Source organism: Acidimicrobiia bacterium (assembly GCA_030584185.1).
Lineage (GTDB): Bacteria > Actinomycetota > Acidimicrobiia > Spongiisociales > UBA11373.
The window spans coordinates 881,616-902,913 of record CP129495.1 but is presented as its reverse complement, the minus strand read 5'-3'; the positions used below and the strand labels follow the sequence as shown (position 1 = coordinate 902,913).

Here is a 21,298-nt window from a genome sequence, read left to right as displayed (position 1 = left end):
GCCGGTCAGTGGTGCCAGGGATCCCGCTTCGACTTGGGGCCCACCGCCTCGAGCAGGATCGCCAACCCGAAGGCGAGGACCACGATCGGCCAGATAGCCACCCCGCGGCTGATCACTTCGAGGTCGCGCAACAGCATGAACGACCCGATGAGCAGGAGGGCTAGGGGCCAGAACCATCCGCGTCTGTTCCCAGCCAGGGTGCCGATCAGCAGCCACCCTCCGAGTGCCAGCCAGACGATGCTCCACACCGAGACGTCGGGGAGAACCTCCAGCTCGCGCAGCAGAAACAGCGTGCCGATCGTCACCAGGGCGAACCCGAGGAAGATGGGGCGGGGCGGGCGGTACTCGATGTCCACGGCCCCAGGCTAGATGTTCGGCGGGTCGTTGTCGGACCCGGCAACGCGTTTCAGTGCATCACGCAGATCTTCCGGGGCGCGTACCGGGCGCCCCTCGAGATCGGTGAAGGCGGCCTGCACCTCGGCCGCCACCAGTCTCTCCTCACCGCGAACGATCGTCTGCGACCAGGTGCTGCGCGAGGCGCCGATCTCGACAACGCTGGTGTGGACCTCCAGCCGGTCGCCGGCGGCGGCCGGTCGGACGAACTTCACGTCGACCCGCACCACCAACACCATGTAGCCGCGGGCGGTGAGCTCCTCCATGCCCCATCCGGCGGCGTCCAGGACGGCGACGCGGGCATGCTCCATGTAGGAGAGGTAGGCGGCATGGTTGACGTGGTGATAGGGGTCGAGCTCGCCCCAGCGGACCTCGATCGGAGTGCGATGCACGCCTGGGAGGTTAGGGAGCGACCGGGATGCCCACCACCTCGTCGACGTCGTAGCCGAGGGTGGTCGATCGGTTCAGGGTTCCGAGGTTGGTCCAGGCGCCTCCGGTGCTGTATCGGCCCCTCCATGAGAGCACCACGCCGATCGGGTAGGAGTCGAGCGCAGGGTGGCAGTTGCGTCCCGAGGGATGGCTGCGGCGGTAGGCGGCGGTGCAGGTCTTGAGTGCGTAGGCGTGGAGCGCGCCGGGCCCGGAAGCCTCGCCCGGTGAGAGGGTGGTCGTGGCTCCGTCACCCCAGTCGATCCGGACGGTCTCCACGGCTGCGCGTACCTCCAGCATGCGCCCGTCGGGGAGCCGCTCCCGATGCCGCAACTCGGCGGGGCGCCCCACGGCGATCACGGTGGCCAGGTTGGCGATCCCGATCGACGGCCTGACGTCGAGGCTCGGACCGGATAGGGGGAAGGATCGGAAGATGGCCCAAGCCCGCGTCGACACCGACACCACCCGCCAGCCCCATGCCGGGCACTCCGGGTGGTCCCGCTGGGCGATCGTGATCGCCACCGAGTGGCTCCAGTTCCAGCGGTCCCAGCCCGGAGGCTCCCGGTACCACTGCCAGCAGGTGCCGACGGTGGGGTGCTCTCGCATCCGCAGATAGCGGTAAAACCCGGTCGCCACGGCCATGGAGGTCGACGTCGTGCTGCCCCGGAACCCGCAGTCGATCCCAGATGGGGTGAGCACGCAGCCGTCGTCCGCCCGGACCGGGACGGAGGTCAGCAGCCATGCGATCCCGACGAGGAGCGGGATGATTGTCAGGGGCACCGCCAGCCGTGCGCCTCGGTGGCGCACCTGCATGGCGGCAACCTATTGCATCGGAGTTGTCGGGGCAATACCCCTGTGACCGGTGCGATACTCCGTTCTCCACCGCCTGCCCGCCGCCTGCCTCGTCACCGCCTGTGAGGGCACGGTGACTTGCTCCGACCCTACGCTCCACCTTCGGTGCGGGAGGGAAGGTCGGATGCGGTATGAGGAGGAACGATGAAGGTGGGCTGGCTGGATCGTCTGATCGCCTCGGCGACGAGCAGGCGGGTCCCCTGGTGGGCCCTGCTGCTGACGGTGTGGGCCCTGGCGGCGGCGGTGGTCGCCGGGTCCTGGTGGCTGGACCATGCCGATGACACCTACCAGTTGCGGCTGCAGCTGTTGAGCACCTTCTACGGTGTCTTCGCCCTGGCGATGTACGGATACCTCGGCGTCCGTGCAGGCCGCGCCTTCGACAGCTTTCGCCCCGCTCTGGCCGACGGTGACGATGAGGCCGATTCGCTGCGTCGCTCATTGGTGGCCATGCCGCGTCGCACCGCTCTCATCACCGGCCTGGTGGGACTCGGCATAGGGGTGCTCGCCGGTGTCTCGGATCCGGCGCTGGTCGAACTGGCCGGATCGGACCCGCTCTTCGTCGGGGTGGTCGTCGCCATCACGCTCGGCGCCAGCGTGTCGCTGTTCCTGATGGTGGTGGTGCAGCTGATCCGGGTTCTGTCGGCTGTGGCGCGGCTGCACCGGCGAGCCGCCCACGTCGACCTGTTCGCCACCGGGCCGGCTCACGCCTTCGCCAGGGTGACGGTCCTGGCCGGTGTCTACCTGCTGGTGAACGTCTCGTATGCGATGGCCACGGATCCCTCGACCTTCGAGAACCCGGTCTGGATCACCTTCCTGGCCGGGTCGGGGTTGGTGGCGGTGGCGGCATTCATCACCCCGCTGCTCGGCATGCGCCGCCGCCTGGTCGAGGCCAAGGCAGCACTACAGGGGGAGGCACAGGGCAGGATCGCAGTGGTGACCTCCGAGGTGCACCGGGTCATCGATGCCGGTCGCTACGGCGACGTCGCCCCTGCCCGTGCCGCCCTCGATGCCCTGGAGGCGGAGCGGACGAGGGTGCGCAAGGCCTCGGTCTGGCCCTGGGAGACGGCGACCCTGAGGGGATTCTCCACGGCGCTGGTGCTCCCGGTGCTGACCTGGCTGGTCACCACGACCCTCACTCGGCTTCTCGACCTGTGACCTGCCTCAGACCAGGAGGTACGAGGCGGCGCCGAAGGCGAGGCAGTAGAGGGCGAACGGGAGCAGGCCGAAGCGGCCGATGAGTCGGATCAGCACCGAGATGGCGGCGTAGCCGGTGACGGCGGCCACCGCCGTGCCGACCAGGAGGCTGGCCTCGAAACCGCCGCTGTCGATCAGCTCGATGGCCTCTAGGGTGCCGGCGCCGGCGATGGCCGGGATCCCGAGCAGGAAGCCGTATCGGGCGGCCTCGGTGCGGCTGAGGCCTTGCGCCATCCCGGCGGTGATGGTCACCCCCGAGCGGCTGATACCGGGGAGCAGGGCGAACGCCTGGGCCATCCCCACCACCCCGGCGTCCGCCGAGCGGGCGTCCTCGACCCGGCGGCGGCCCTTCGGCAGGAAGTGCGACCCGAGCAGCAACACCCCGGTGATCATCAGGCAGACGGCAACGAGCCATGGCTCGGAGAAAACCACCTCGATCGGGCTCTTCAGCGTGAGGCCGATCACCGCCGCCGGAATGGTTCCGAGGATCAGCAGCCACCAGATCCGCCTGCTGGACCTGGAGACGGGGCGCAGCACGAGGCCGGCTACGTCGCTGCGGTAGTACCAGAGGATGGCGAGCAGCGTGCCCAGGTGGAGCACGGCGGTGGTGGCCAGATCCGGCTCGTCCATGCCGAGCAGGGCGGGGATCAGCACCAGATGCCCGCTGGACGAGATGGGGAGGAATTCGGTGAGGCCCTGGACCAGGCCCCAGAAGGCGGCGATCAGCACCGGGAGACATTACCCGGGGTCGGGGCTACGGCCGCACCGCCGTCACCAGGAGGCCGGCGTGGTCGGCGGCTGCCACCACGGCGGCCACATCGCCCGGTACCGCCACCAGGGCGGGCCGGTAGTCGAGGGAGAGGCGGTCCCCCCGCTGGGCCTCGATCACGATGCCGGTGGTGGTGACCGGCGGGTCCACGACCACCAGCAGGACCTCGAGGCCGGGGGTGGCGTGGCGCCCGGCGTCTAGCGATACCGCCCACCACCCGTCCGGGACCGAGACCCCGCCGGAGAGGACGGCCGGGATGAGCGGGTCGCCTGCGGTGAGGTCCACCGCCGCCACCGCCCCCTCGAGGTCCGGCGCGGGGAGTGCCCCCGCGGTGATCGATCGCCACTCGACGTCGTCGGCGGTGATGGCAGATCCTCTGGAGATCGGACGGGCGACGAAGGGGTGGGGGACCGATGCCGGCCCTCGCAGGTCCCAGAGAAATGCGCCGACGATCAGGAGGGCGGCGGCGGCACGACGCAGGTGTGGTGGTGGCTGCAGCCAGTACACCGGGGCAAGGTATCGACCCCAGGCCTCGGGGTGAAGGGGTGGGGCGGTCGTCCGTGGCCACGTCGAGGAGGGGGCCATGCCTTTGCGTTCAACCGGGAGGGCGAGTCCCGACCGCGCTGACAGGACTCCGTAGGCCGCTTCGCCCGTCGACCGGGCAGTGAGGCCCGGTGGCGGTCGGCCCCGACATCGAGCGCTCGGGGCCTGGCGGGGACGAGAAACACCGCCGGCCTCGTGCATGCCGGGGCGAAGGTCACTCCCTTCCACGCGTCCTGCCTTCGGCTACGGCGCCGGGGAGGAGGGAGCAGAGGCGTTCCTCTCGTTCGACACCGATCTCCGCCTACCGGCGAGGATCAGGGACACGCGTTCACCGAGTCGAGGTGACTCGACTTGGCGTGATCCGGTGAGCGAGTGCTTCGATTTCTTGTGCGGGTCACGATCCCGGGTAGTAAGGCATCCAGGTGACGAACACTCCCCGCTCGTCGAAAGACGTGCTGGCCGCGGCGTAGTCGATGACCAGGGAGATCGTGTAAGTGCCCGCGGTGGCGGCGACGTACGCGGCATCGGTTGCGCAGTTGGACTCGTTCGCTCCTGCCCCCGCAGCGAAGGAAAGCTGGCGTTCGGACTCGGGAATCTCCACGCCGTTCACGTAGATGGAGCACTCGACAAAGGCGTCGGACCCGGTGGCATAGAGGTCGGCAGACCCGGAGATGATGTAGATCCCTGGCAGCTCGGTCGTGTGGTCGACGGAGGCGGCGGTCTGCGCTAAGTCGGTACCGGCCACCGGCCCGTCCGCTTGCGACCAGGTGGCCCGCGGGTAGAAGCCCCGGGTCGGGTGGACGTCGGCGGAGAGTGCCGCCGCCGTGGCGTACCGGTTGGCGCCGGCGATGCGGTCGACCGTGGGCGAGAAGGCGAGGCCCTCCAGCGTCGTCTTCACCGTGTCGGAGATGACCGCGGTGCCGCCGACGATCACGATCCGGTTCGGTGCGAGCCTGTTGATCTCGGCGAGGGTCTCCGAAGGGATCGAGTTCTGCTGCACCAGCAGCACCGGCCCCATGGCCACACCGGCGGCGGCGGCGGCGCCCAGGGCATCGGGGTAGTTGAGGCCCGTCGCCAGGTACACGGTCCGCGGCGTGCTGGAAGGCACGAACTCACCGGGAGCGAACGACTCCCCAGCCGCTCCTGCCGAGGTGTCTTCCGGCTGTCCGCCGTACGGCGCCGGGGCGCCACCCCGCACGAGCATCAGGCTGAACGCCATGGTGACCGCTAGGGCGACGAACCAGACGAGGATCTCGTGGCGGCGATGTGAAGTATCCATCTTCCCCTCCTCAAGTGACGACGGGTTACTCCGACGGTAGCCAGGTCGACCAGGCCGCGCTCTTCGATTCTGTGGTCTCTTCCAGGACGCCGAGGCCTCACATGGCGCGCAGACGGCGGCAGCGGGCGGCCGCTGGGCTGCCGCAGGGTGGGAGTGCTCAGGCCGGCGACGGGAACCGTTGCGACAGGTGATCGGGGAAGGGTGTCCCGGGTGGCATCTCCGGCGCCGGGACCGCCGGGCCTGGGGACACCAGGTAGGGGATCACCCCCGCCCAGATCTCGAGTTCCATGTCCTCAGGTTCGTCCTCGGGCGGTCCGGACCGCACCTTGGCCGAGGCGCTCTCGATCGGGATCGCCACCACCATGGTCGTGCGCAGCTCCTTCGGCGACGGCGGGCGCGCCGCGCTCCATCGCCCGGGGATCAGCTTCTCGGTGAACTGCCGCAGGGCTTCCTCCTTGGTGTCGTCGTCGACGATCGTGGCCGATCCGAAGAGGACGACGCTTCGGTAGTTCATGGAGTGGTTGAATGCCGATCGGGCCAGCACCAGGCCGTCGAGGAGGGTCGCCGAGACGCAGCAGGGGGCGCCCGAGGCCAGGGTTCGCATCATCCGGGAGCCCACGGAGCCGTGGATGAGGATGCGGTCGCCATCTCGGGCGTGGATGGTGGGGATCGCCACCGGCTGACCGGTGTCGACGAAGGCGACGGTGCAGAACATCGCCTCGTCGAGGATGGCTTCGATGACGGAGCGGTCGTAGGAGCCGCGCTCCGAGTGCCGCCGAACCTCGAACTCGCGCTCCACCCGGGCCTCCGCCATGGCTCCTCCGTATCGGGTGCCCATCGTAGGGCCGGCCACCGCCACCCCTAATAGACTCGCCGATCGTGAGCCCCTGGACCATCGCCGCCGTCGTCGGCGGCTATCTGCTCGGAAGCATCGACTTCGGGGTGATCCTCCCCCGGGTGCGCGGCGTCGACATCTACGCCAGCGGAAGCGGCAATCCGGGTGCCACCAATGTGCTGCGGACGATGGGCCGCGGTGCCGCCACCACAGTGATGCTGGGCGATCTGGGCAAGGGGATCGCCGCCGCCGCCATGGGTGGCACCGCCGGTGGCGATCCGGCAGCCATCGCCGCCGGGTTTGCCGCAGTCCTCGGGCACTGCTTCCCCGTATGGCACCGGTTCAGGGGAGGCAAGGGCGTGGCCGCCACGGCCGGGACCGTGCTCTGGGTGGAGCCCCTCGTCGGCCTGATCCTCTTCGCCGTGTGGGCTGCCATCGTCGCCGTCACCAAACGGGCATCGCTCGCCTCGATCGCCGTTGCCGCCGCCCTGGTGCCCGGTCTGTGGGTGGTCGGGCAGAGGGGATGGACTCTGGCCTGGGCGACCCTCATCGCCGTCCTGGTGGTCACCCGGCATCGCGCCAACATCGATCGACTGCTGCGCAACGCCGAGCACCGGATCGAGCCGTGAGGGCACTGGCCGAAGCGAGGCGGACCGTGGTCGAAGCCATGGTGCCGCTGCCGGTGATCTCGGTGCCGCTGGCGGAGGCCGCCGGCCTGGTGCTCGCATCCGACGTGGTGGCGCCCCATGACGTTCCGCCGTTCCCCAACTCGGCGGTGGACGGTTTCGCGGTGCGGGCCGTAGACCTGGTCTCGGTGCCGATCGAGCTGGTGGTGGTCGAGGACCTCCCTGCGGGCAGGGTGGCTTCGCATAGGGTGCTGACCGGCACCGCCATCCGCATCATGACGGGGGCACCCATGCCCGATGGTGCCGACTCCGTGGTCATGGTGGAGGACACCGAGGAGCAGTCCGGAACCGTGACCATTCGGCGTGCGGTGCGAACCGGGGAGAACGTGCGACCCGCTGGCGGGGATCTGGCATCGGGAGCGGTGGCCCTGGAGGCAGGCACCAGGCTCGGTCCCGCAGCGATGGGCGTGCTGGCGACCCTTGGGGTGACGCTTCCCCGGGTGAGGCGTCGCCCGGTGGTCGCCGTGGCCTCCACCGGCGACGAGTTACTCCCGTCCGAAGCGGTGACGCTGCGCCCCGGCACCATCCGCGACTCCAACCGTCCGATGCTGACCGCCCTTCTCCACGAGTCCGGCATGGAGGTACGCGACCTCGGCATCATCCCCGACGACGCCCGGCTGCTGCGCTCGACGCTCGAGGAGGCGGCTTCCACCGCCGACGCCGTCGTCACCACCGGCGGGGTCTCCATGGGAGCTCACGACCTGGTCAAGCAGGTGCTGGGCGAGTTGGGTCGGGTCGAGTTCTGGAAGGTGGCGATGCAGCCCGCCAAGCCCTTCGCCTTCGGGTTCCTCGGCGAGACCCCGTTCTTCGGGCTGCCGGGGAATCCGGTCTCGGTGGCGGTCGCCTTCGAACAGTTCCTGCGGCCGGCCATGCTGCGACGGCTAGGAGCGATTCGGCTGTTCCGACCCCGGATGCGGGCGATCGCCGCCGAGGACCTGGTGACCAATCCGGGAAAGGTGGTGTTCGTGCGGGTAGCAATCGATGACGACGGATCGGTGCGACCTGCGGGTGGGCAGTCGTCCAACGTGCTCTCCGCCCTCGCAGCGGCCGATGCCTTCGCGGTGGTTCCGGTCGGCGTCGGCACTGTGGCTGTCGGCGAGGTGGTGACTGTGGAGATGTGGCGCGCCGCCGAGACGCGTACCCTCGAGGAGGCCGAAGATGACTGAGCCGACGCACATCGACGAGCGGGGCAACGCCCGCATGGTGGACGTCTCCACCAAGCCGGAGACGCAACGGGTCGCTGTGGCCGAGGCGATCATCACGATGGGCGACGAAGCCCGGCGGGCGCTGTTCGGCGGAACGCTCCCCAAGGGCGATGCCCTGGCGGTCGCCCGGATCGCCGCCATCAACGGGGCCAAGCGCACCTCCGAACTCGTCCCGCTGTGCCATCCGTTGCCGATCACCGGCATCTCCGTCACCGTCGAGGAGCACCCGGCAGGTGCCCGGTTGGAGGTGACCGTGTCCACCGTCGGCCGCACCGGCGTCGAGATGGAGGCGATCACCGGGGCGTCGGTGGGGGTGATCGCCATCTACGACATGATCAAGGCCGTGGACCGGGGCGCCGAGATCGGCCCGGTCCGGCTCGTCGCCAAGCACGGCGGCAAGTCGGGGGAGTGGTCCCGGTGAGGGCAAGGGTGGTGACCGTCTCCGACCGGGTGGCGGCCGGCACGGCCGAAGACCGATCGGGCCCAGCCGCCGCCGCCATCCTGCTCGAGGCCGGGTTCGAGGTGGAGGTGAGCGTCGTCGCCGACGGGGTCGAGAGTGTTGCCGTCGCACTGCGAGAGGCGGTGGCAGAAGGTCTGGACCTGGTGGTGACGACCGGCGGGACCGGTTTGGCGCCACGCGACCTCACGCCGGAGGCCACGGCATTGGTCGTAGAGAGGCCGGCACCCGGGATCTCGGAGGCGATGCGGGCAGTCGGGATGACGCACGACCCGCGAGCGATGTTGTCGCGGGGCATGAGTGGCGTCGCCGGGAGCACACTGATCGTCAACCTGCCGGGTTCGGTTGTGGGCGTCGAGGAGTCGCTGCGGGCGGTGGTCGAGGTGCTTCCGCATGCAGTGCGGCTTGCCGCCGGGGGTCCCGCAGGCCACTGATCCCGGATTGGCTCGCCTTCCCGGGCTCTTCCGGACATACTTGGGGCCAAGTGGCGACGAGAAGACCAGTTCCGCGTCAGATGCGGGGCCGCTCATCGGGTGGTGCGATCACCGCCCGGCAGCAGGTCCTGGCGCGCCGCCGTCTCGCACTGATCGTCCTGGGTGCCGCCGTGCCGCTGACCCTGATCCTCGCCTTGATCACGGGGTCGACCCTGCTCCTGTTCCTCAACCTGGCAGTCGACGTGGCCCTCGCCGGATACATAGCCATGCTCCTGCAGATAAAGCAGGCGCAACAGGGTGGAAGGCCGCTGCCGTCCCATGGGGCGGACGAGGAGGTGCGGGTCCTCTAGCCGGGTCCCGTTGTTCGTTGGTCGGGTGAGGATCGGCTGATCGGTGTGTTGCACTCATGACCCCGGCCGGTGCTTGGGCGTCGGGGTGGCCGACCCGGGGATCGGGGCCGGGCGGCACCCGCCCTACAATCGAGGTTCCCCCAGGGGGTGTAGCTCAGCCCGGCAGAGCGCTTCCCTCGCACGGAAGAGGCCAGGGGTTCGAATCCCCTCACCTCCACTGGCGAGCCCGCCTTTTCGGCGGGCTCGCGGCGTTCCGGGAGGGGTGCAGATCCTACGAAACCTCTGTCGCGGGTTGCTCCCTCCGGTCCTTCGGGCCACCTCCCCCTGCGGGGGAGGGAACGCACCCCCTCAGCCCTCGGCCTCCTCCCACGCCTCCCGCGCCTCGTTGGCGGCGACCCCGGCCACGACCAGAGTCGCCACCGGGTCTGCCCACCACCACCCGAGGGTGGCGTCCATCGCCAGGGCGCCGAGGATGGATAGGGCGAGGAAACCGTCGAGAGTGGTCATGGTCGCCTCGGCGTGAAGCGGCTCCGAGTCGAGCCTGCGCGCCACCCGCCGCTTGGCGGCAGCGAGCACGAACATCACGACCGCCGTAAGTCCCAGGTATGCGATTCCCCAGGGTGAGTCGTTGGTCTCATGGCCGACGACGAGGACCCGCACCGCTCCCACGACCAGGAGCACGGCCAGAACGGCGAAGGCGGCCCCGACAAGCCGCAGGGCGCGGCGGGTGCGTGGGGCGAACTCCGATCCGGCCTTGCCGATGTGCCACACCACCACCAGAGAGGCGAACACCTCCACGACCGAGTCGAGACCGAAGGCGATCAGTGCCAGCGAACGCGCGGCAACCCCGAGGGCGATGGTGATGAACACTTCCCCCGAGTTCCAGGCGATCGTGGTCCACTCGAGGATCAGTGCCCGTCGGTGATCTCCCTGGTGCATCGGGCTGGATTCTCACAGGTGGCCGGACGGTCTCATCCGACTTCGTCGACGGAGTTTCCCCGCCAGGCAGGTGAGCGGAGTCCCTCGGCGGCCCAGCCCACGTAGCCGGTAGAAGTCGGCCCTGATCCGGGTGTCGATGGATTCTCGCCGGCGTCGCGGCAACGCACGGGTCACCGGGTTCGCGGCAGGCGAGACCAGCCCGGTCCGATCGACTCGATCAGCCGTTCCGGCCGCCCCGACCCTTGCCCTTCCCCTTGCCTCGCTCTGCGGCGACCGGCTCGGGCTCGTCCCCGCCATCGTCGTCGTGCCCGCCGGCATGATCGGGCCGGTGGGCATCGCGTCCGTGGTGGCGTTTCGCCTCCGAGACGACCTGGCCCAGGTTGCGCGGAAGGTCGCCGAGGGCGGCTTGCTGCTCATCGGTGAGTGCAGCCCACAGAGTGCCCCATGAGAACTCGGTCTCCCCGGTTTCCGGGTCCACGGTCGCCAGCGCCAGGATCGCGTCGAAGTCGAGGCCCGTTGCGGCGGCGTACAGGCTCATCTTGAAGAGCTGCCCGTACCCGAGCCCCTCCTCGTGGAGGGCGGCTAGAGCCTCCGCGTCCATGCCGAAGGCCCCTGCGAGCGGCAGGGTGATGCCCTTCACCGGATCTTCGGCGTCGGTGGTTCCCGGGTCCTCGACGGCGAGTGCGGGCGTGGCCAGCGCCATCACACAAGCCACGGCGACGATCGTCCTGGCAGTCGTCATGCGAAACCTCCCTGTTCCTTCACCCATCGGCGTTTTTCGCATCGAATCTTGAGGGCCAGTGTGATGGGATTGCGCCGCTACCACCTAACCTGGCCCGGATGCGCCGCCTCCTCCCCATCTTCGCCCTGCTGATCGTCGTCGCCGCCTGCGGTGACGACTCGCTCGACACCAGCACCAGCGTGCCCACATCCATCGACGCTGCCGCACTCGAAGAGGAGATCGCCGTGTTGGTCGAGGCCGCCGAGCAGATCCGCGGCCTGGAGTTCGTGGTCAGTCCGACGATCACCATCGTCACGCCCGAGGAGCTCGCCGAGCGGGTGCGTGACCAGATCGAAGAGGACCTCACCCCGGAGGACGTCGCCGTGGCCCAGCGGCTCTACGAGGTGCTCGGCCTGCTCGACGGGACCGTCGACCTGGGCCAGGCCTACACCGACCTCTACGCCGAACAGGTGGGCGGCTACTACGACTCGGACACCGGCGAGATGGTGATCATGGGAGGCTCCAGCCTCTCCCCCCTCTCCGAGTCGATCGTGGTCCACGAACTGGTCCACGCTCTCACCGATCAGCACTACGGATTCGCCGCCGTTTCCGACGAGTACTGGGAGTCCGATCAGTTCGAAAGGGCGGTTGCCATCTCCGCCCTGGCCGAGGGTGATGCCACCTACTTTCAGCTGGTGTACCTGGAAACCCTGCCCGTGGCCGAGCAACTGGAGGCGGTCGAGGAGTCGCTGGCGACCGACACCACCGTCATGGACTCGCTCCCGGCGTGGTTCGGCGAGGACCTCACCTTCCCCTACGACTCCGGGTTCGGCTTCGTCGAGCGCCTGATCACCGAGGGCGACGTCGCCGGCGTGAACCAGGCATACGAACTGCTGCCGGAGACCACCGAGCAGGTGCTGCATCCCGAGAAGTACCTGATCCGGGAGCCGGCGGTAGAGGTGGTGCTCCCCGAAGTCGAGATCACCGGATACGAGGTATTCGAGGAGGGAACCTTCGGGGAGTGGAACACCTTCCTCTATCTGTTGAACGGAGTTCCTCGCGGTGAGGCGGTGGTGGCTTCCGCCGGGTGGGGCGGCGACCGCTATCGGATCTACTGGCCCGGCTCCCTCGACTGCGAGGGCGACGGGACCTGCGGCACCAGCATCGCCTTCGCCTACCTCTTTCGCGGCGACACTCCTCGCGATGCCGAAGAGCTGGCCACCTCCCTGAAGGAGAGCATCGCCGCCCGCATGGACGTCGGTTCGCCGCGGTCGACGGACGAAGGGGTGACCACCTTCTCCGGAGGTGCACGATTCGCCTACGTGAGACTGCAGGGCAGCGAAGTCCTGTTCGTCGCCGCCGAGGACACGGCAACCGGGCAGAACCTCGTTGCCGGGCTGGGCGGCTGAGCTCGCCGCACGGCGGTCACCTTCCTGCTTGAATGCCATGAATCAGCCAACCGAGGAGATCGGGGGATCATGGACTTCAGCAAGCTTTCGAACACGGCCAAGATGGCGCTCATCGCCGGGGCCGTTCTCATCGTGAATCTGTTCTTGCCCTGGTACGGGGTGTTCAGCTTCAACGCCAACGCCTTCGACGCGGGATTCCTCGCATTCGGCGGCAGCCTGATCGCCGCCGCCGGTGCGGCGGTGATCGTGCTCAAGGCGATGGGCAAGCAGGACGTCACCGCCGGTCAGTTCAAGGCCGAGCAGTTGGCCTTTCTGCTGGCCGCCGGCGGGCTGGTCCTGATCGTGCTGCGCTGGCTGACCGAGTCGTCGGCCGTGAAGTTCGGCCTGTTCATCGGCGTCGCCGCCGCAGCGGTTGCCACCTACGCGGCCTTCACCGCCATCAAGGAGGCGGGGCTCAAGCTGCCCGGCCAGAAGTAACGACAACCCGGATCGAACGGACAAGGGGCCCTTCGGGGCCCCTTCGTCGCGTCAGCCTCCGGCGCTTCGTGGTTCCACGGGCGCGCCGGAACCCCTACCTTTGAACGGGAGGAATCGCCGGGCTAGCCGCGGCCGGCGTTGGGGCGGCGGCCGTGGTTCGCCTTCTGGCGGCGGGCCTTGATCTTGCGTCGCTTGGCGTTGGCCATGAACGGAGGGTACCAGTGAACCGAGACGTGGCGAATCCAGGGATGCCGTCGACTGGTTGGTGCTCGGGACCCTTGCTCCCGGCCGGGAGCCGCCGGCTGCGCCGGCGGGGCCTGAGACCGGCGGCCGGGCCGTTCGGTCTCGTCATGGCCGGCCGCTCGGTCCACACCTTCGGGATGGCCGCGCCACTCGGGGTCGTGTTCGTCTCCAGGGGCGGCCGCGTGCTTGTCGCCCGTACCGTGCTGCCGGGCCGGATCGCCACATGCCTCCGGGCCCGCCTCGTGCTCGAGGTGCCCCCGCATGTGGGATTGCCCGCACCCAGAGCGGTCCTGGTGGTGGAGAGGCGAGGCGGTGACTCCCTGCCTCCTAACCTCGCCACATGGTCGGAACCCTGATCGTCTGTGCCGGGCCCATCGGCAACCTCGGCGATGCCCCGCCCCGACTGGGGGAGGCACTGGCCGCCGCCGAGGTCATCTACGTCGAGGACACCCGTCGCGCCCGGGTGCTGCTCGATCGACTCGGTGTAGACCGTCCGGTGCGCTCCTACTTCGTGGGGAACGAAGAGGAGCGGAGTCGGGAGGTGGCCTCCCGGATCGCCGCAGGCGAGACGGTCGCCCTGCTCACCGACGCCGGGACACCGGGTGTCGCCGATCCCGGTCTGAGCGCGGTCCGCGCCGCCCTGCAAGCGGGCGGCACCGTCACCGGCGTGCCCGGCCCGAGCGCCGTCACCCTGGCCATCGCGCTGTCCGGACTGCCGGCCGACAGGTTCGTGTTCGAAGGGTTTCTGCCCCGCCGGGGGCGGGAGCGATCGCAGCGGCTCGCCGGGATCGCAGCCGAGGCCCGCACGGTCGTGTTCTTCGCCTCACCCAACCGGCTCGCCGCCGATCTGGCGGATCTGGCAGCGGTTCACGAAGGGGACCGAGCCTGCGTGGTCTGTCGCGAGCTGACCAAGCTGCACGAGGAGGTGTGGCGGGGCGATCTGGACGCCGCTGCCGAGCACTGGGGCGGGATGGACCGGGTGCGGGGCGAGGTGACCGTCGTGCTCGGACCGGGCACCTCGTCGGCGCCCGACCTGACCGCGGCGATCACGACGACACGCCGCCTCGTCGCCTCCGGCGTCGCCCCTTCAGAGGCGGTGCGCCGTGTGGCACAGGAGACGGGCGTGTCGCGCCGCGACCTCTACCGGGCCGTGGTCGCCTGAGCCGGGCCGGGGCCTGCCAGGGTCGCTTGTCTTAGCGCTTCCGGTTGATCCGCTGCACCATGTAGTCGCCGGGTTCCAACTCGACCGGGTTGCCCGGTACGTCGAGCCGGGTCGACTCCGTCACGCTGAACTCACGTATCAGCGTGGGGAAGCGAGGCCGGATCGCGATGTGATCTCCTTCTAGGAGGATCTCCAACTCGTCCCCGACGTTCACCCCAAGAGTGCGTCGCATCTCGGCCGGCACGACGATCCTTCCAAGGTCGTCGATCTTGCGCACGATTCCAGTGCTCACTTATGTCCTCCCGAGCCGCCCGCTTGTCCAGAGTCGACGGCCCTCCTGTCGCATCATGCTAACCAGGGGGAGGCCGCGAACCCTGCCGCTACGCTGGCGGGACCTCCGATGATCTACCTCTCCACCCCCATCTACTACCCGAACGATCGGCCGCACATCGGCACCTCGTACACCACGGTGCTGGCCGACGCCGTGGCCAGGTACTGGAGGCTGGTCGGCGAGGAGACCTATCTGGTCACCGGTACCGACGAGCACGGCCTGAAGATCGCCCTTGCCGCCGCCGAGCACGCCATGGCGCCGCAGGAGTGGGTGGACCACATCGTCGATGGATTTCGGGAGACCTGGGACCTGCTCGATATCTCGTGCGACGACTTCATCCGCACCACCGAGCCTCGACATCGTCAGACCGTGCAGACCCTGCTCCAGCGGATGCATGACGGTGGCGACACCTATCTCGCCCGATACGAGGGGCCCTACTGCGTCCGGTGTGAGGCCTACTACACCGAGGACGAACTGGTCGACGGGAACTGCCCGGTGCATGGGCGTCCCGTCGGGGTCCATGCCGAGGAGAACTGGTTCTTCCGGCTGTCGCGTTACGCCCAACCTCTGCTCGACCACATCTCCGCCCATCCGGAGTTCATCGTGCCCGAGACCAGGCGAAACGAGGTGGTCGGTTTCATCGAACAGGGATTGGAGGACATCTCGATGAGCCGGTCCTCGCTCACCTGGGGAATCCCCCTGCCCTGGGACCCTGGGCATGTGGCCTATGTGTGGTTCGACGCCCTGATCAACTACGCATCGGCTGCGGGGTTCGCCGACGATCCCGAGCGTTTCGCCCGGCAGTGGCCCGCCTGGTGCCACCTGGTGGGGAAGGACATCGTGCGGTTCCACGCCGTCTACTGGCCGGCGATGCTGCTCTCGGCGGGTATCCCGCTACCACGCCAGATCGCCGCCCACGGCTTCCTGCTGGTCGGCGGGGAGAAGATGTCCAAGTCGAACGCCACCCAGATCCTGCCCCAGGACCTGGTGCCCACCTTCGGGGTCGACGGCTACCGCTACCACTTCCTGCGCGACGTCTCCTTCGGCCCCGACGCCGGCTTCTCCTGGGAGGGGATGGTCGAGCGGTTCAACGCCGACCTCGCCAACGACCTGGGGAACCTCGCCAGCAGGGTGCTCAACCTGGCCGAGAAGTTCCGGGACGGACGGGTGCCGGCAGTTGCCGACCACTCGGCGCCTGAGGAGCAGTCGCTGGTGGTGGCCGCCGCCGACGCCCTTCGCTCCATGGAGGGCTTCGCCGAGTTCCGCACCAAGCAGGCACTGGAGGGGGTGTGGCGTCTGTTCGGCGCCGCCAACGCCTTCGTCGAGGCGACCGCACCCTGGCGGCTGGCGAAGGACCCGGATCAGGCGGGGCGCCTCGACCAGGTGCTCAACGCCGCTCTCGAGTCGCTGCGGGTGGGGGCCATCCTGATCTCTCCGGTGATGCCTTCGGCCGCCGCCCGGCTCTGGGGGATGCTGGGGTTGCCCGGGTCACCGGAACTCCCGCCGCTGGCCGAGACGGCGGTGTTCGGGGTGTTCCCCGAGACCACCGTCACCAAGGGGGACCCCCTCTTCCCCCGTCTCGACGGCTAGCACCATGTGGGTGGACACCCACTGTCACCTCCACATGTCCGACGAGGACCCGGGCCTGCTGGTCGCCCGCGCCGCAGCGGCGGGAGTCGACTGGATGATCGACCCGGGCACGGACGCCGCCTCCTCCGAGGCGGCGATGCTGCTGGCAGCCACCTTCCCGGGGGTGGTGTTCGCCGCTGCCGGGCTCCATCCCCATGATGCCGAGCGTTGGCCCGCGGAAGCCGAGCGGATCTATGGCCTGGCCGCAGGCGCGATGGCGGTGGGCGAGTGCGGCCTCGACTTCTATCGCGAGCTGTCTCCCCGCTCGGCCCAGGTGGAGGCATTTCGAGCCCAGGTCGGGCTGGCGATCACGCTGGACAAGCCGCTGATCGTGCATTGCCGTGATGCCTTCGCCGAGGCTTACGACATCCTCGAGGACACGGGCGCCGGCCGGCGCGCAGTCCTGCACTGCTGGACCGGGGGCCGGCGCTGGACGCGGCGCTTCGCCGGCCTGGGGGTGGTGTTCTCCTTCGCCGGCCCGATCACCTATCCGACCGGCGACACCGTGCGCCTCGCCGCCGGTGAGTGCTCCCCGGACCGCACCATGGTGGAGACCGACACCCCCTTCCTGACGCCGCCTCCCGATCGCCATGCGCCGAACGAGCCGGCCAACGTGGTGCGGGTGGGGGAGGCGCTGGCCGAGGTGTGGGGGATGACTCCGGAGCAGGTGGCGGCATCGACCTCGGCCACGGCCCGGCGGGTGTTCGGTGTCGGTTGAGCCTCTGGGGAGAACGGAGACCCGGGCCCTGCTCGAGCGACACGGGGTGCACCTGCGGCGCGATCTGGGGCAGCACTTCCTCACCGAGCCCAACGTGGTGCGCCGCATCGTCGAGATCTCCGGGGTCGGTTCGGGATCACAGGTGGTGGAGGTGGGCGCCGGCGCCGGGACGCTGACCCGGGCACTGTCGGAGGCGGGCGCCCGGGTGGTGGCGTACGAGGTGGACGGCTCCCTCCGTGAGGTGCTCGACGAGACCGTGGGTGATGCCGCCGAGGTCCGTTTCGAGGATGCCGCCGCCGTCGACTTCGAGACCGCACTTCCTCCGGGGGAGTGGGTGATGGTGGCCAACCTTCCCTACAACGTGGGCACACCGATCGTGCTCGACGTTCTGAGGCATGTGCCACGCATCACCCGGCTGGTGGTGATGCTGCAGCGCGAGGCGGTGGAGCGGCTCGCCGCCGCCCCCGGGTCCCGCACCTACGGGCTTCCCTCGGTGGTCGTCGGTCTCAACGCCACGGTGAGGGTGGTGTTGCGGGTGCCGCCCCACCTCTTCTTTCCGGTCCCGAAGGTGGAGTCGGCGGTGGCGCTGATCGATCGCCGGCCGGCCCACCCGCTCGCCGAGGAGGCGATCGCACTGGCGGCCACCGCCCTCGGGCAGAGGCGCAAGATGCTGCGGTCGTCCCTGCGTGCCGTGATGTCGGAGGCGGCGATGCTGGCCGCAGGCGTCGCCCCCACCGACCGCCCCGAGGATGTGGCGCCCGAGGGCTGGCTGAGGCTGGTGCGGGGATCGTGATCGTCTCAGGCTTCGCCAAGGTGAACCTCTCGCTGCGGGTACGGCGGCGCGACGACTCCGGGTTCCACCCGCTGCTGTCGCTGGTGCAGTCGATCGGATGGGCCGACCGGGTGAGCCTTGTGCCGAGCGATGGGGACGAGTTCACCGTCGACGGGAGCATGGTGGCCGAGACCTCCAACCTGGCGTGGAGGGCAGTCGAGGCGGTTCGCTCTGCCGCCGGCTCCGACGCAACGGTTCGGCTCCACCTGGAGAAGCGGATTCCGGTGGCGGCCGGGCTGGGTGGGGGAAGTGCCGACGCCGCCGCCGCCCTGGTGGCGGCGGGAGCCCTGTTCCGGGTCGGCCACCATTCCCTGACCGGCCTCGCCCCCGGCCTGGGCTCGGACGTCCCCTTCTGCCTGGTGGGAGGTTCGGCCTGGATGGAGGGGAGGGGCGAGCGCATCGCTCAGGCGGCGTTCACGCCCGACTTCTTCCTGGCCGTCGTCGTCCCAGACTTCGAACTGTCGACCGCCGCGGTGTACCGCAGGTGGGACGACCTGGAAGCCCCCGAGGATCGCAGCCCCGCAGGGGGCCGCGATCTGCCACCGTCGCTGCGGGAGGCGGGCCCGTTGGTCAACGACCTGCTGCCCGCCGCTCTCTCGCTGCGCCCCGACCTGGGCGACTTCATGGCCGATCTGGCCCTGGCCTGGGGGCGTCCCGTCCTGCTGTCCGGGAGCGGTCCTGCCTGTTTCGCCTTCTTCGCCGACGCCGAGGAGGCGGCCGAGGCGACAGGCCTGACGCCACCGGTGCGTTCCGCATGGTCTGGAGCGCCGGCCGACCGGGGGTGGAGGATCGACGACGAGGGGTGAGTGTCGCCATCGTGGCTGCGGCCCCTGGCTCGACCCCCGGTACACTCGGGCGCCCCGATGGGGGGTGGTGTAACCGGCAGCACGAGGGGTTTTGGTCCCCTAGGAATGGGTTCGAGCCCTGTCCCCCCAGCCATCGATCGAGGAGAGCCACACATGAGCGTGCGGGCGGTCGTCCTTGCCGCCGGCAAGGGCACCCGGATGCGATGCGATCTACCCAAGGTGCTGCACACCGTGTCGGGGCGACCGATCGTCGCCTGGGCTGTGGATGCGGCGCTCGGGGCGGGGGCCGATCAGGTCGCGGTGGTGGTGGGGCACGGCGCCGATGTGGTGTCCGCCGCCCTTCCCGATGCGGCGGTGCCGGTGGTTCAGGAGACGCAGGGGGGAACCGGCCACGCCGCCCGCGTGGCGCTGAAGGCGCAGCGTCCCGCCGCAGACGACATGGTCTTGATCCTCCCCGGGGACAGCCCGCTGATGGGGGTGGACACCCTGAGGTCGTTGCTGGCACTTGCCGAGACTTCGGGTGCTGCAGCGGCCATGCTCACCGCCCACCTCCCCGATCCCACCGGGTACGGGCGGGTGGTGCGAGAGGGTGGGTCGGTCGTTGCCATCGTCGAGCACACCGACGCCGATGAGGCCACCAGGAAGATCGACGAGGTGGCGGTGTCCACCTACGCCTTCCGGGCCGATGCCCTGGAGAAGGCCCTGGCGGAGATTCGCCCCCAGGGAGCCAAGGGCGAGGAGTACCTGACCGACGTGATCGCCCTGCTCGCTGCAGACGGCGGTGTGGTGGCACTGGCTGCCGCCGACCACACCGAGGCGCTCGGCGTCAACACCCACACCCAACTGGCCGAGGTCGATGCGGTGATGCGGCAGCGGATCAACCGGGCGTGGATGGAGGCGGGAGTGTGGATGCAGGATCCGGCCACCACCTTCGTCGACGCCGGCGTCACCCTCGAGGCAGGGGTCCGCCTCATGGCGGGTGTCCATCTGGAGGGGGCGACCCGTGTGGCTGCCGGTGCCATCGTGGGGCCTCAGGTCCTCGCCGCCGACAGCACGATCGGTGCCGGATCCCATGTCTGGTACTCGGTGCTCCGCGGGGTGACGGTCGAGCAGGAGGTAGAGGTGGGGCCGTTCGCCTCGCTTCGCCACGGGACGGTCATGCGACGCGGGTCGAAGGCGGGGACGTTCGTGGAGATCAAGGCGTCCGAGGTGGGGGAGGGGAGCAAGGTGCCGCATCTCTCCTATGTGGGCGACGCAACCATCGGTTCGGCGAGCAACTTCGGGGCGGGCTCGATCACCTGCAACTGGGACGGTGAGCGTAAGCACCACACCGTGATCGGCGACGGCGTGTTCATCGGCTCCGACACCATGTTGGTGGCTCCTGTCGAAGTGGGTGACGGCGCGTACACCGGGGCGGGCTCGGTCATCACCCGGGACGTCGCTCCCGGGGCGCTGGCGGTGGAGCGTTCGCAGCAGCGAGAGCTGCCGGGCTACGCTGAGCGCAGGTCCCGTTTGACCAAGACGGAAGGCGACTGAGGGCATGAACACCAAGAACCGGAAGCGCTTCATGCTGTTCTCCGGTTCGGCCAACCCGGCGCTCGCCGAGGAGGTTGCCGGCCTGCTCGGGGTCGAGCTCGGCGGCGTCGATCGGTCCACCTTCGCCAACGGCGAGATCTGCATCCGCTTCACCCAGAGCGTGCGCGGTGCCGACTGCTTTGTGCTGCAGAGCCACAGCCATCCGATCAACTTCCACATCATGGAGCAGCTCATCATGATGGATGCCCTGCAGCGGGCATCGGCGAAGCGGATCACCGCCGTGGTGCCCTTCTTCGGGTATGCGCGCCAGGACAAGAAGGGGATGCCCCGGGAGCCGATCACCGCCCGGCTCATGGCCGACCTCTTCGTCACCGCAGGCGCCGATCGACTGGTTTCGGTGGATCTGCATTCGACACAGATCCAGGGGTTCACCTCCAAGCCGTTCGACTCGCTGACGGCCCTGCCCACCTTCTTGCAACACCTGGGCCGGATCGACGGGCCGCTGACTGTGGTATCGCCCGACTCGGGTCGGGTGAAGCTGGCGTCGAAGTATGCCCGGCATTTGGACGCAGAGGTGGCGTTCGTGCACAAGCGCCGCCGTGTGGACAGGGCCAACGAGGTGGCGGCGCTGCAGGTGGTGGGCGAGGTCTCGGGACGCCACTGTGTGATCGTTGACGACATGATCGATACCGCCGGGACCATGGTGAAGGCCGCCGACCTGCTGATGGAGGCGGGCGCTCTCACGGTGCGGGCCCTGGCCACTCACGGGGTCCTGTCGCCTCCCGCCGCCGATCGGATCAAGAACTCGCCGCTCACCGAGGTCGTGGTGACCAACACCTTGCCGGTGCCCGACGACGCCGCCGACCTCCCCAACCTGGTGGTGCTCTCGATCGCCCCGCTTCTTGCCGACACCCTGAAGGCGATCTTCACCGACGAGTCGGTGTCGGCGATCTTCATGGGCGAGAACGTCTGATGCATGCGGTGATCGGCTGACGGCTCAGACGAGCTGCATGCCAGGATCCTTCCTTCGAGGGCTACGGCGGTGGCGTGGGTCCGTCGCTCTGCGCCTACC

25 protein-coding genes and 2 tRNA genes are annotated in these 21,298 nt (G+C 69.4%); 17 read left to right on the top strand and 10 right to left on the bottom strand.

Going from position 1 to position 21,298, the window contains the following annotated elements:
• Window positions 1-5: 5 nt before the first annotated feature.
• From QY307_04560 to QY307_04550, 3 genes are read right to left on the bottom strand one after another with little or no spacing between them, the layout of a single operon-like run.
• The gene (locus tag QY307_04560) at window positions 6-356 is read right to left on the bottom strand and encodes a hypothetical protein (protein WKZ83519.1); all 351 of its coding nucleotides are present in this window, start codon (window positions 354-356) and stop codon (window positions 6-8) included.
• A gap of 9 nt (window positions 357-365) precedes the next feature.
• Window positions 366-785: a thioesterase family protein gene (locus tag QY307_04555; protein ID WKZ83518.1), complete on the bottom strand. Its 420-nt coding sequence runs from the start codon at window positions 783-785 to the stop codon at window positions 366-368.
• A gap of 10 nt (window positions 786-795) precedes the next feature.
• On the bottom strand, window positions 796-1,632 hold the full coding sequence (locus QY307_04550) for a hypothetical protein (GenBank protein ID WKZ83517.1): 837 nt from the start codon (window positions 1,630-1,632) through the stop codon (window positions 796-798).
• Between the two features lie 183 nt (window positions 1,633-1,815).
• Here QY307_04550 and QY307_04545 point away from each other — a divergent pair, with 183 nt between their 5' ends.
• Window positions 1,816-2,826, top strand: a complete 1,011-nt coding sequence (locus tag QY307_04545; protein WKZ83516.1) for a hypothetical protein — start codon at window positions 1,816-1,818, stop codon at window positions 2,824-2,826.
• A 6-nt stretch (window positions 2,827-2,832) separates the two neighbouring features.
• Here QY307_04545 and QY307_04540 read toward each other — a convergent pair whose 3' ends face one another.
• The 4 genes from QY307_04540 to QY307_04525 all read right to left on the bottom strand — a co-directional run bounded on the left by QY307_04540 (window position 2,833) and on the right by QY307_04525 (window position 6,270).
• Window positions 2,833-3,594 (bottom strand): undecaprenyl-diphosphate phosphatase, encoded by a 762-nt coding sequence (locus tag QY307_04540; protein ID WKZ83515.1) that lies wholly within the window; start codon window positions 3,592-3,594, stop codon window positions 2,833-2,835.
• Between the two features lie 25 nt (window positions 3,595-3,619).
• Window positions 3,620-4,141 carry an SAF domain-containing protein gene (locus QY307_04535; GenBank protein WKZ83514.1) on the bottom strand — a complete coding sequence of 174 codons (522 nt, stop codon included), beginning with the start codon at window positions 4,139-4,141 and terminating at the stop codon, window positions 3,620-3,622.
• Between the two features lie 430 nt (window positions 4,142-4,571).
• The gene (locus QY307_04530; GenBank protein ID WKZ83513.1) at window positions 4,572-5,456 is read right to left on the bottom strand and encodes a cell wall-binding repeat-containing protein; all 885 of its coding nucleotides are present in this window, start codon (window positions 5,454-5,456) and stop codon (window positions 4,572-4,574) included.
• A 157-nt stretch (window positions 5,457-5,613) separates the two neighbouring features.
• The gene (locus tag QY307_04525) at window positions 5,614-6,270 is read right to left on the bottom strand and encodes a pyridoxamine 5'-phosphate oxidase family protein (GenBank protein ID WKZ83512.1); all 657 of its coding nucleotides are present in this window, start codon (window positions 6,268-6,270) and stop codon (window positions 5,614-5,616) included.
• 65 nt (window positions 6,271-6,335) lie between these two features.
• Here QY307_04525 and plsY point away from each other — a divergent pair, with 65 nt between their 5' ends.
• The 6 genes from plsY (at window position 6,336) to QY307_04495 (ending at window position 9,640) form a co-directional block, all read left to right on the top strand.
• Window positions 6,336-6,920 carry a glycerol-3-phosphate 1-O-acyltransferase PlsY gene (gene plsY / locus QY307_04520; protein WKZ83511.1) on the top strand — a complete coding sequence of 195 codons (585 nt, stop codon included), beginning with the start codon at window positions 6,336-6,338 and terminating at the stop codon, window positions 6,918-6,920.
• A complete protein-coding gene (locus tag QY307_04515; GenBank protein WKZ83510.1) occupies window positions 6,917-8,143 on the top strand; it encodes a molybdopterin molybdotransferase MoeA in 1,227 nt (408 codons plus the stop codon). Before plsY ends, QY307_04515 begins: the two co-directional genes overlap by 4 nt.
• The gene (moaC, locus tag QY307_04510; protein ID WKZ83509.1) at window positions 8,136-8,603 is read left to right on the top strand and encodes a cyclic pyranopterin monophosphate synthase MoaC; all 468 of its coding nucleotides are present in this window, start codon (window positions 8,136-8,138) and stop codon (window positions 8,601-8,603) included. The genes QY307_04515 and moaC overlap by 8 nt, the downstream gene beginning before the upstream one ends.
• Window positions 8,600-9,073, top strand: coding sequence for a MogA/MoaB family molybdenum cofactor biosynthesis protein (locus tag QY307_04505; GenBank protein ID WKZ83508.1), 474 nt, complete (start codon window positions 8,600-8,602; stop codon window positions 9,071-9,073). Before moaC ends, QY307_04505 begins: the two co-directional genes overlap by 4 nt.
• A gap of 50 nt (window positions 9,074-9,123) precedes the next feature.
• Entirely contained in the window at window positions 9,124-9,423 is a 300-nt protein-coding gene (locus tag QY307_04500) for a hypothetical protein (GenBank protein ID WKZ83507.1), read from the top strand.
• Window positions 9,424-9,566: 143 nt separating this feature from the next.
• Window positions 9,567-9,640 (top strand) — tRNA-Ala (locus QY307_04495).
• A gap of 131 nt (window positions 9,641-9,771) precedes the next feature.
• Here QY307_04495 and QY307_04490 read toward each other — a convergent pair.
• Complete coding sequence (locus tag QY307_04490) at window positions 9,772-10,362, bottom strand: cation transporter (GenBank protein WKZ83506.1); 591 nt, start codon at window positions 10,360-10,362, stop codon at window positions 9,772-9,774.
• A gap of 217 nt (window positions 10,363-10,579) precedes the next feature.
• Window positions 10,580-11,104, bottom strand: a complete 525-nt coding sequence (locus tag QY307_04485; GenBank protein WKZ83505.1) for a hypothetical protein — start codon at window positions 11,102-11,104, stop codon at window positions 10,580-10,582.
• A gap of 98 nt (window positions 11,105-11,202) precedes the next feature.
• On the opposite strand from QY307_04485, the gene QY307_04480 reads away from it, so the two are divergent.
• The 3 genes from QY307_04480 to rsmI all read left to right on the top strand — a co-directional run bounded on the left by QY307_04480 (window position 11,203) and on the right by rsmI (window position 14,374).
• Window positions 11,203-12,492, top strand: a complete 1,290-nt coding sequence (locus QY307_04480; GenBank protein ID WKZ83504.1) for a hypothetical protein — start codon at window positions 11,203-11,205, stop codon at window positions 12,490-12,492.
• A 69-nt stretch (window positions 12,493-12,561) separates the two neighbouring features.
• Window positions 12,562-12,969 (top strand): hypothetical protein, encoded by a 408-nt coding sequence (locus tag QY307_04475; protein WKZ83503.1) that lies wholly within the window; start codon window positions 12,562-12,564, stop codon window positions 12,967-12,969.
• Window positions 12,970-13,552: 583 nt separating this feature from the next.
• Window positions 13,553-14,374 (top strand): 16S rRNA (cytidine(1402)-2'-O)-methyltransferase, encoded by an 822-nt coding sequence (gene rsmI, locus QY307_04470; GenBank protein ID WKZ83502.1) that lies wholly within the window; start codon window positions 13,553-13,555, stop codon window positions 14,372-14,374.
• A gap of 31 nt (window positions 14,375-14,405) precedes the next feature.
• Here rsmI and QY307_04465 read toward each other — a convergent pair whose 3' ends face one another.
• On the bottom strand, window positions 14,406-14,666 hold the full coding sequence (locus QY307_04465; GenBank protein WKZ83501.1) for an AbrB/MazE/SpoVT family DNA-binding domain-containing protein: 261 nt from the start codon (window positions 14,664-14,666) through the stop codon (window positions 14,406-14,408).
• Window positions 14,667-14,774: 108 nt separating this feature from the next.
• Between QY307_04465 and metG the strand changes: the two genes are divergently transcribed.
• From metG to QY307_04430, 7 genes are all read left to right on the top strand, one after another.
• Window positions 14,775-16,295: a methionine--tRNA ligase gene (gene metG, locus QY307_04460; protein WKZ83500.1), complete on the top strand. Its 1,521-nt coding sequence runs from the start codon at window positions 14,775-14,777 to the stop codon at window positions 16,293-16,295.
• A 10-nt stretch (window positions 16,296-16,305) separates the two neighbouring features.
• Window positions 16,306-17,052: a TatD family hydrolase gene (locus QY307_04455; GenBank protein WKZ83499.1), complete on the top strand. Its 747-nt coding sequence runs from the start codon at window positions 16,306-16,308 to the stop codon at window positions 17,050-17,052.
• Window positions 17,042-17,845, top strand: a complete 804-nt coding sequence (gene rsmA / locus QY307_04450) for a 16S rRNA (adenine(1518)-N(6)/adenine(1519)-N(6))-dimethyltransferase RsmA (protein WKZ83498.1) — start codon at window positions 17,042-17,044, stop codon at window positions 17,843-17,845. Before QY307_04455 ends, rsmA begins: the two co-directional genes overlap by 11 nt.
• On the top strand, window positions 17,842-18,690 hold the full coding sequence (ispE, locus tag QY307_04445) for a 4-(cytidine 5'-diphospho)-2-C-methyl-D-erythritol kinase (GenBank protein WKZ83497.1): 849 nt from the start codon (window positions 17,842-17,844) through the stop codon (window positions 18,688-18,690). Before rsmA ends, ispE begins: the two co-directional genes overlap by 4 nt.
• A gap of 58 nt (window positions 18,691-18,748) precedes the next feature.
• Window positions 18,749-18,823 (top strand) — tRNA-Gln (locus QY307_04440).
• Window positions 18,824-18,843: 20 nt separating this feature from the next.
• Window positions 18,844-20,226 carry a bifunctional UDP-N-acetylglucosamine diphosphorylase/glucosamine-1-phosphate N-acetyltransferase GlmU gene (gene glmU, locus QY307_04435; protein WKZ83496.1) on the top strand — a complete coding sequence of 461 codons (1,383 nt, stop codon included), beginning with the start codon at window positions 18,844-18,846 and terminating at the stop codon, window positions 20,224-20,226.
• Window positions 20,227-20,230: 4 nt separating this feature from the next.
• Entirely contained in the window at window positions 20,231-21,199 is a 969-nt protein-coding gene (locus QY307_04430) for a ribose-phosphate diphosphokinase (protein ID WKZ83495.1), read from the top strand.
• Window positions 21,200-21,298 lie beyond the last annotated feature (99 nt).

Excerpts from the sequence above, each read along its gene's own strand:
- QY307_04550 (WKZ83517.1), bottom strand. The coding sequence starts at position 1,632 with ATGCAGGTGCGCCACCGAGGCGCACGGCTGGCGGTGCCCCTGACAATC.
- QY307_04545 (WKZ83516.1), top strand. The coding sequence starts at position 1,816 with ATGAAGGTGGGCTGGCTGGATCGTCTGATCGCCTCGGCGACGAGCAGG.
- glmU (WKZ83496.1), top strand. The coding sequence starts at position 18,844 with ATGAGCGTGCGGGCGGTCGTCCTTGCCGCCGGCAAGGGCACCCGGATG.
- QY307_04530 (WKZ83513.1), bottom strand. The coding sequence starts at position 5,456 with ATGGATACTTCACATCGCCGCCACGAGATCCTCGTCTGGTTCGTCGCC.
- QY307_04490 (WKZ83506.1), bottom strand. The coding sequence starts at position 10,362 with ATGCACCAGGGAGATCACCGACGGGCACTGATCCTCGAGTGGACCACG.
- QY307_04485 (WKZ83505.1), bottom strand. The coding sequence starts at position 11,104 with ATGACGACTGCCAGGACGATCGTCGCCGTGGCTTGTGTGATGGCGCTG.
- moaC (WKZ83509.1), top strand. The coding sequence starts at position 8,136 with ATGACTGAGCCGACGCACATCGACGAGCGGGGCAACGCCCGCATGGTG.
- metG (WKZ83500.1), top strand. The coding sequence starts at position 14,775 with ATGATCTACCTCTCCACCCCCATCTACTACCCGAACGATCGGCCGCAC.
- rsmI (WKZ83502.1), top strand. The coding sequence starts at position 13,553 with ATGGTCGGAACCCTGATCGTCTGTGCCGGGCCCATCGGCAACCTCGGC.
- QY307_04480 (WKZ83504.1), top strand. The coding sequence starts at position 11,203 with ATGCGCCGCCTCCTCCCCATCTTCGCCCTGCTGATCGTCGTCGCCGCC.
- QY307_04525 (WKZ83512.1), bottom strand. The coding sequence starts at position 6,270 with ATGGCGGAGGCCCGGGTGGAGCGCGAGTTCGAGGTTCGGCGGCACTCG.
- QY307_04430 (WKZ83495.1), top strand. The coding sequence starts at position 20,231 with ATGAACACCAAGAACCGGAAGCGCTTCATGCTGTTCTCCGGTTCGGCC.
- QY307_04475 (WKZ83503.1), top strand. The coding sequence starts at position 12,562 with ATGGACTTCAGCAAGCTTTCGAACACGGCCAAGATGGCGCTCATCGCC.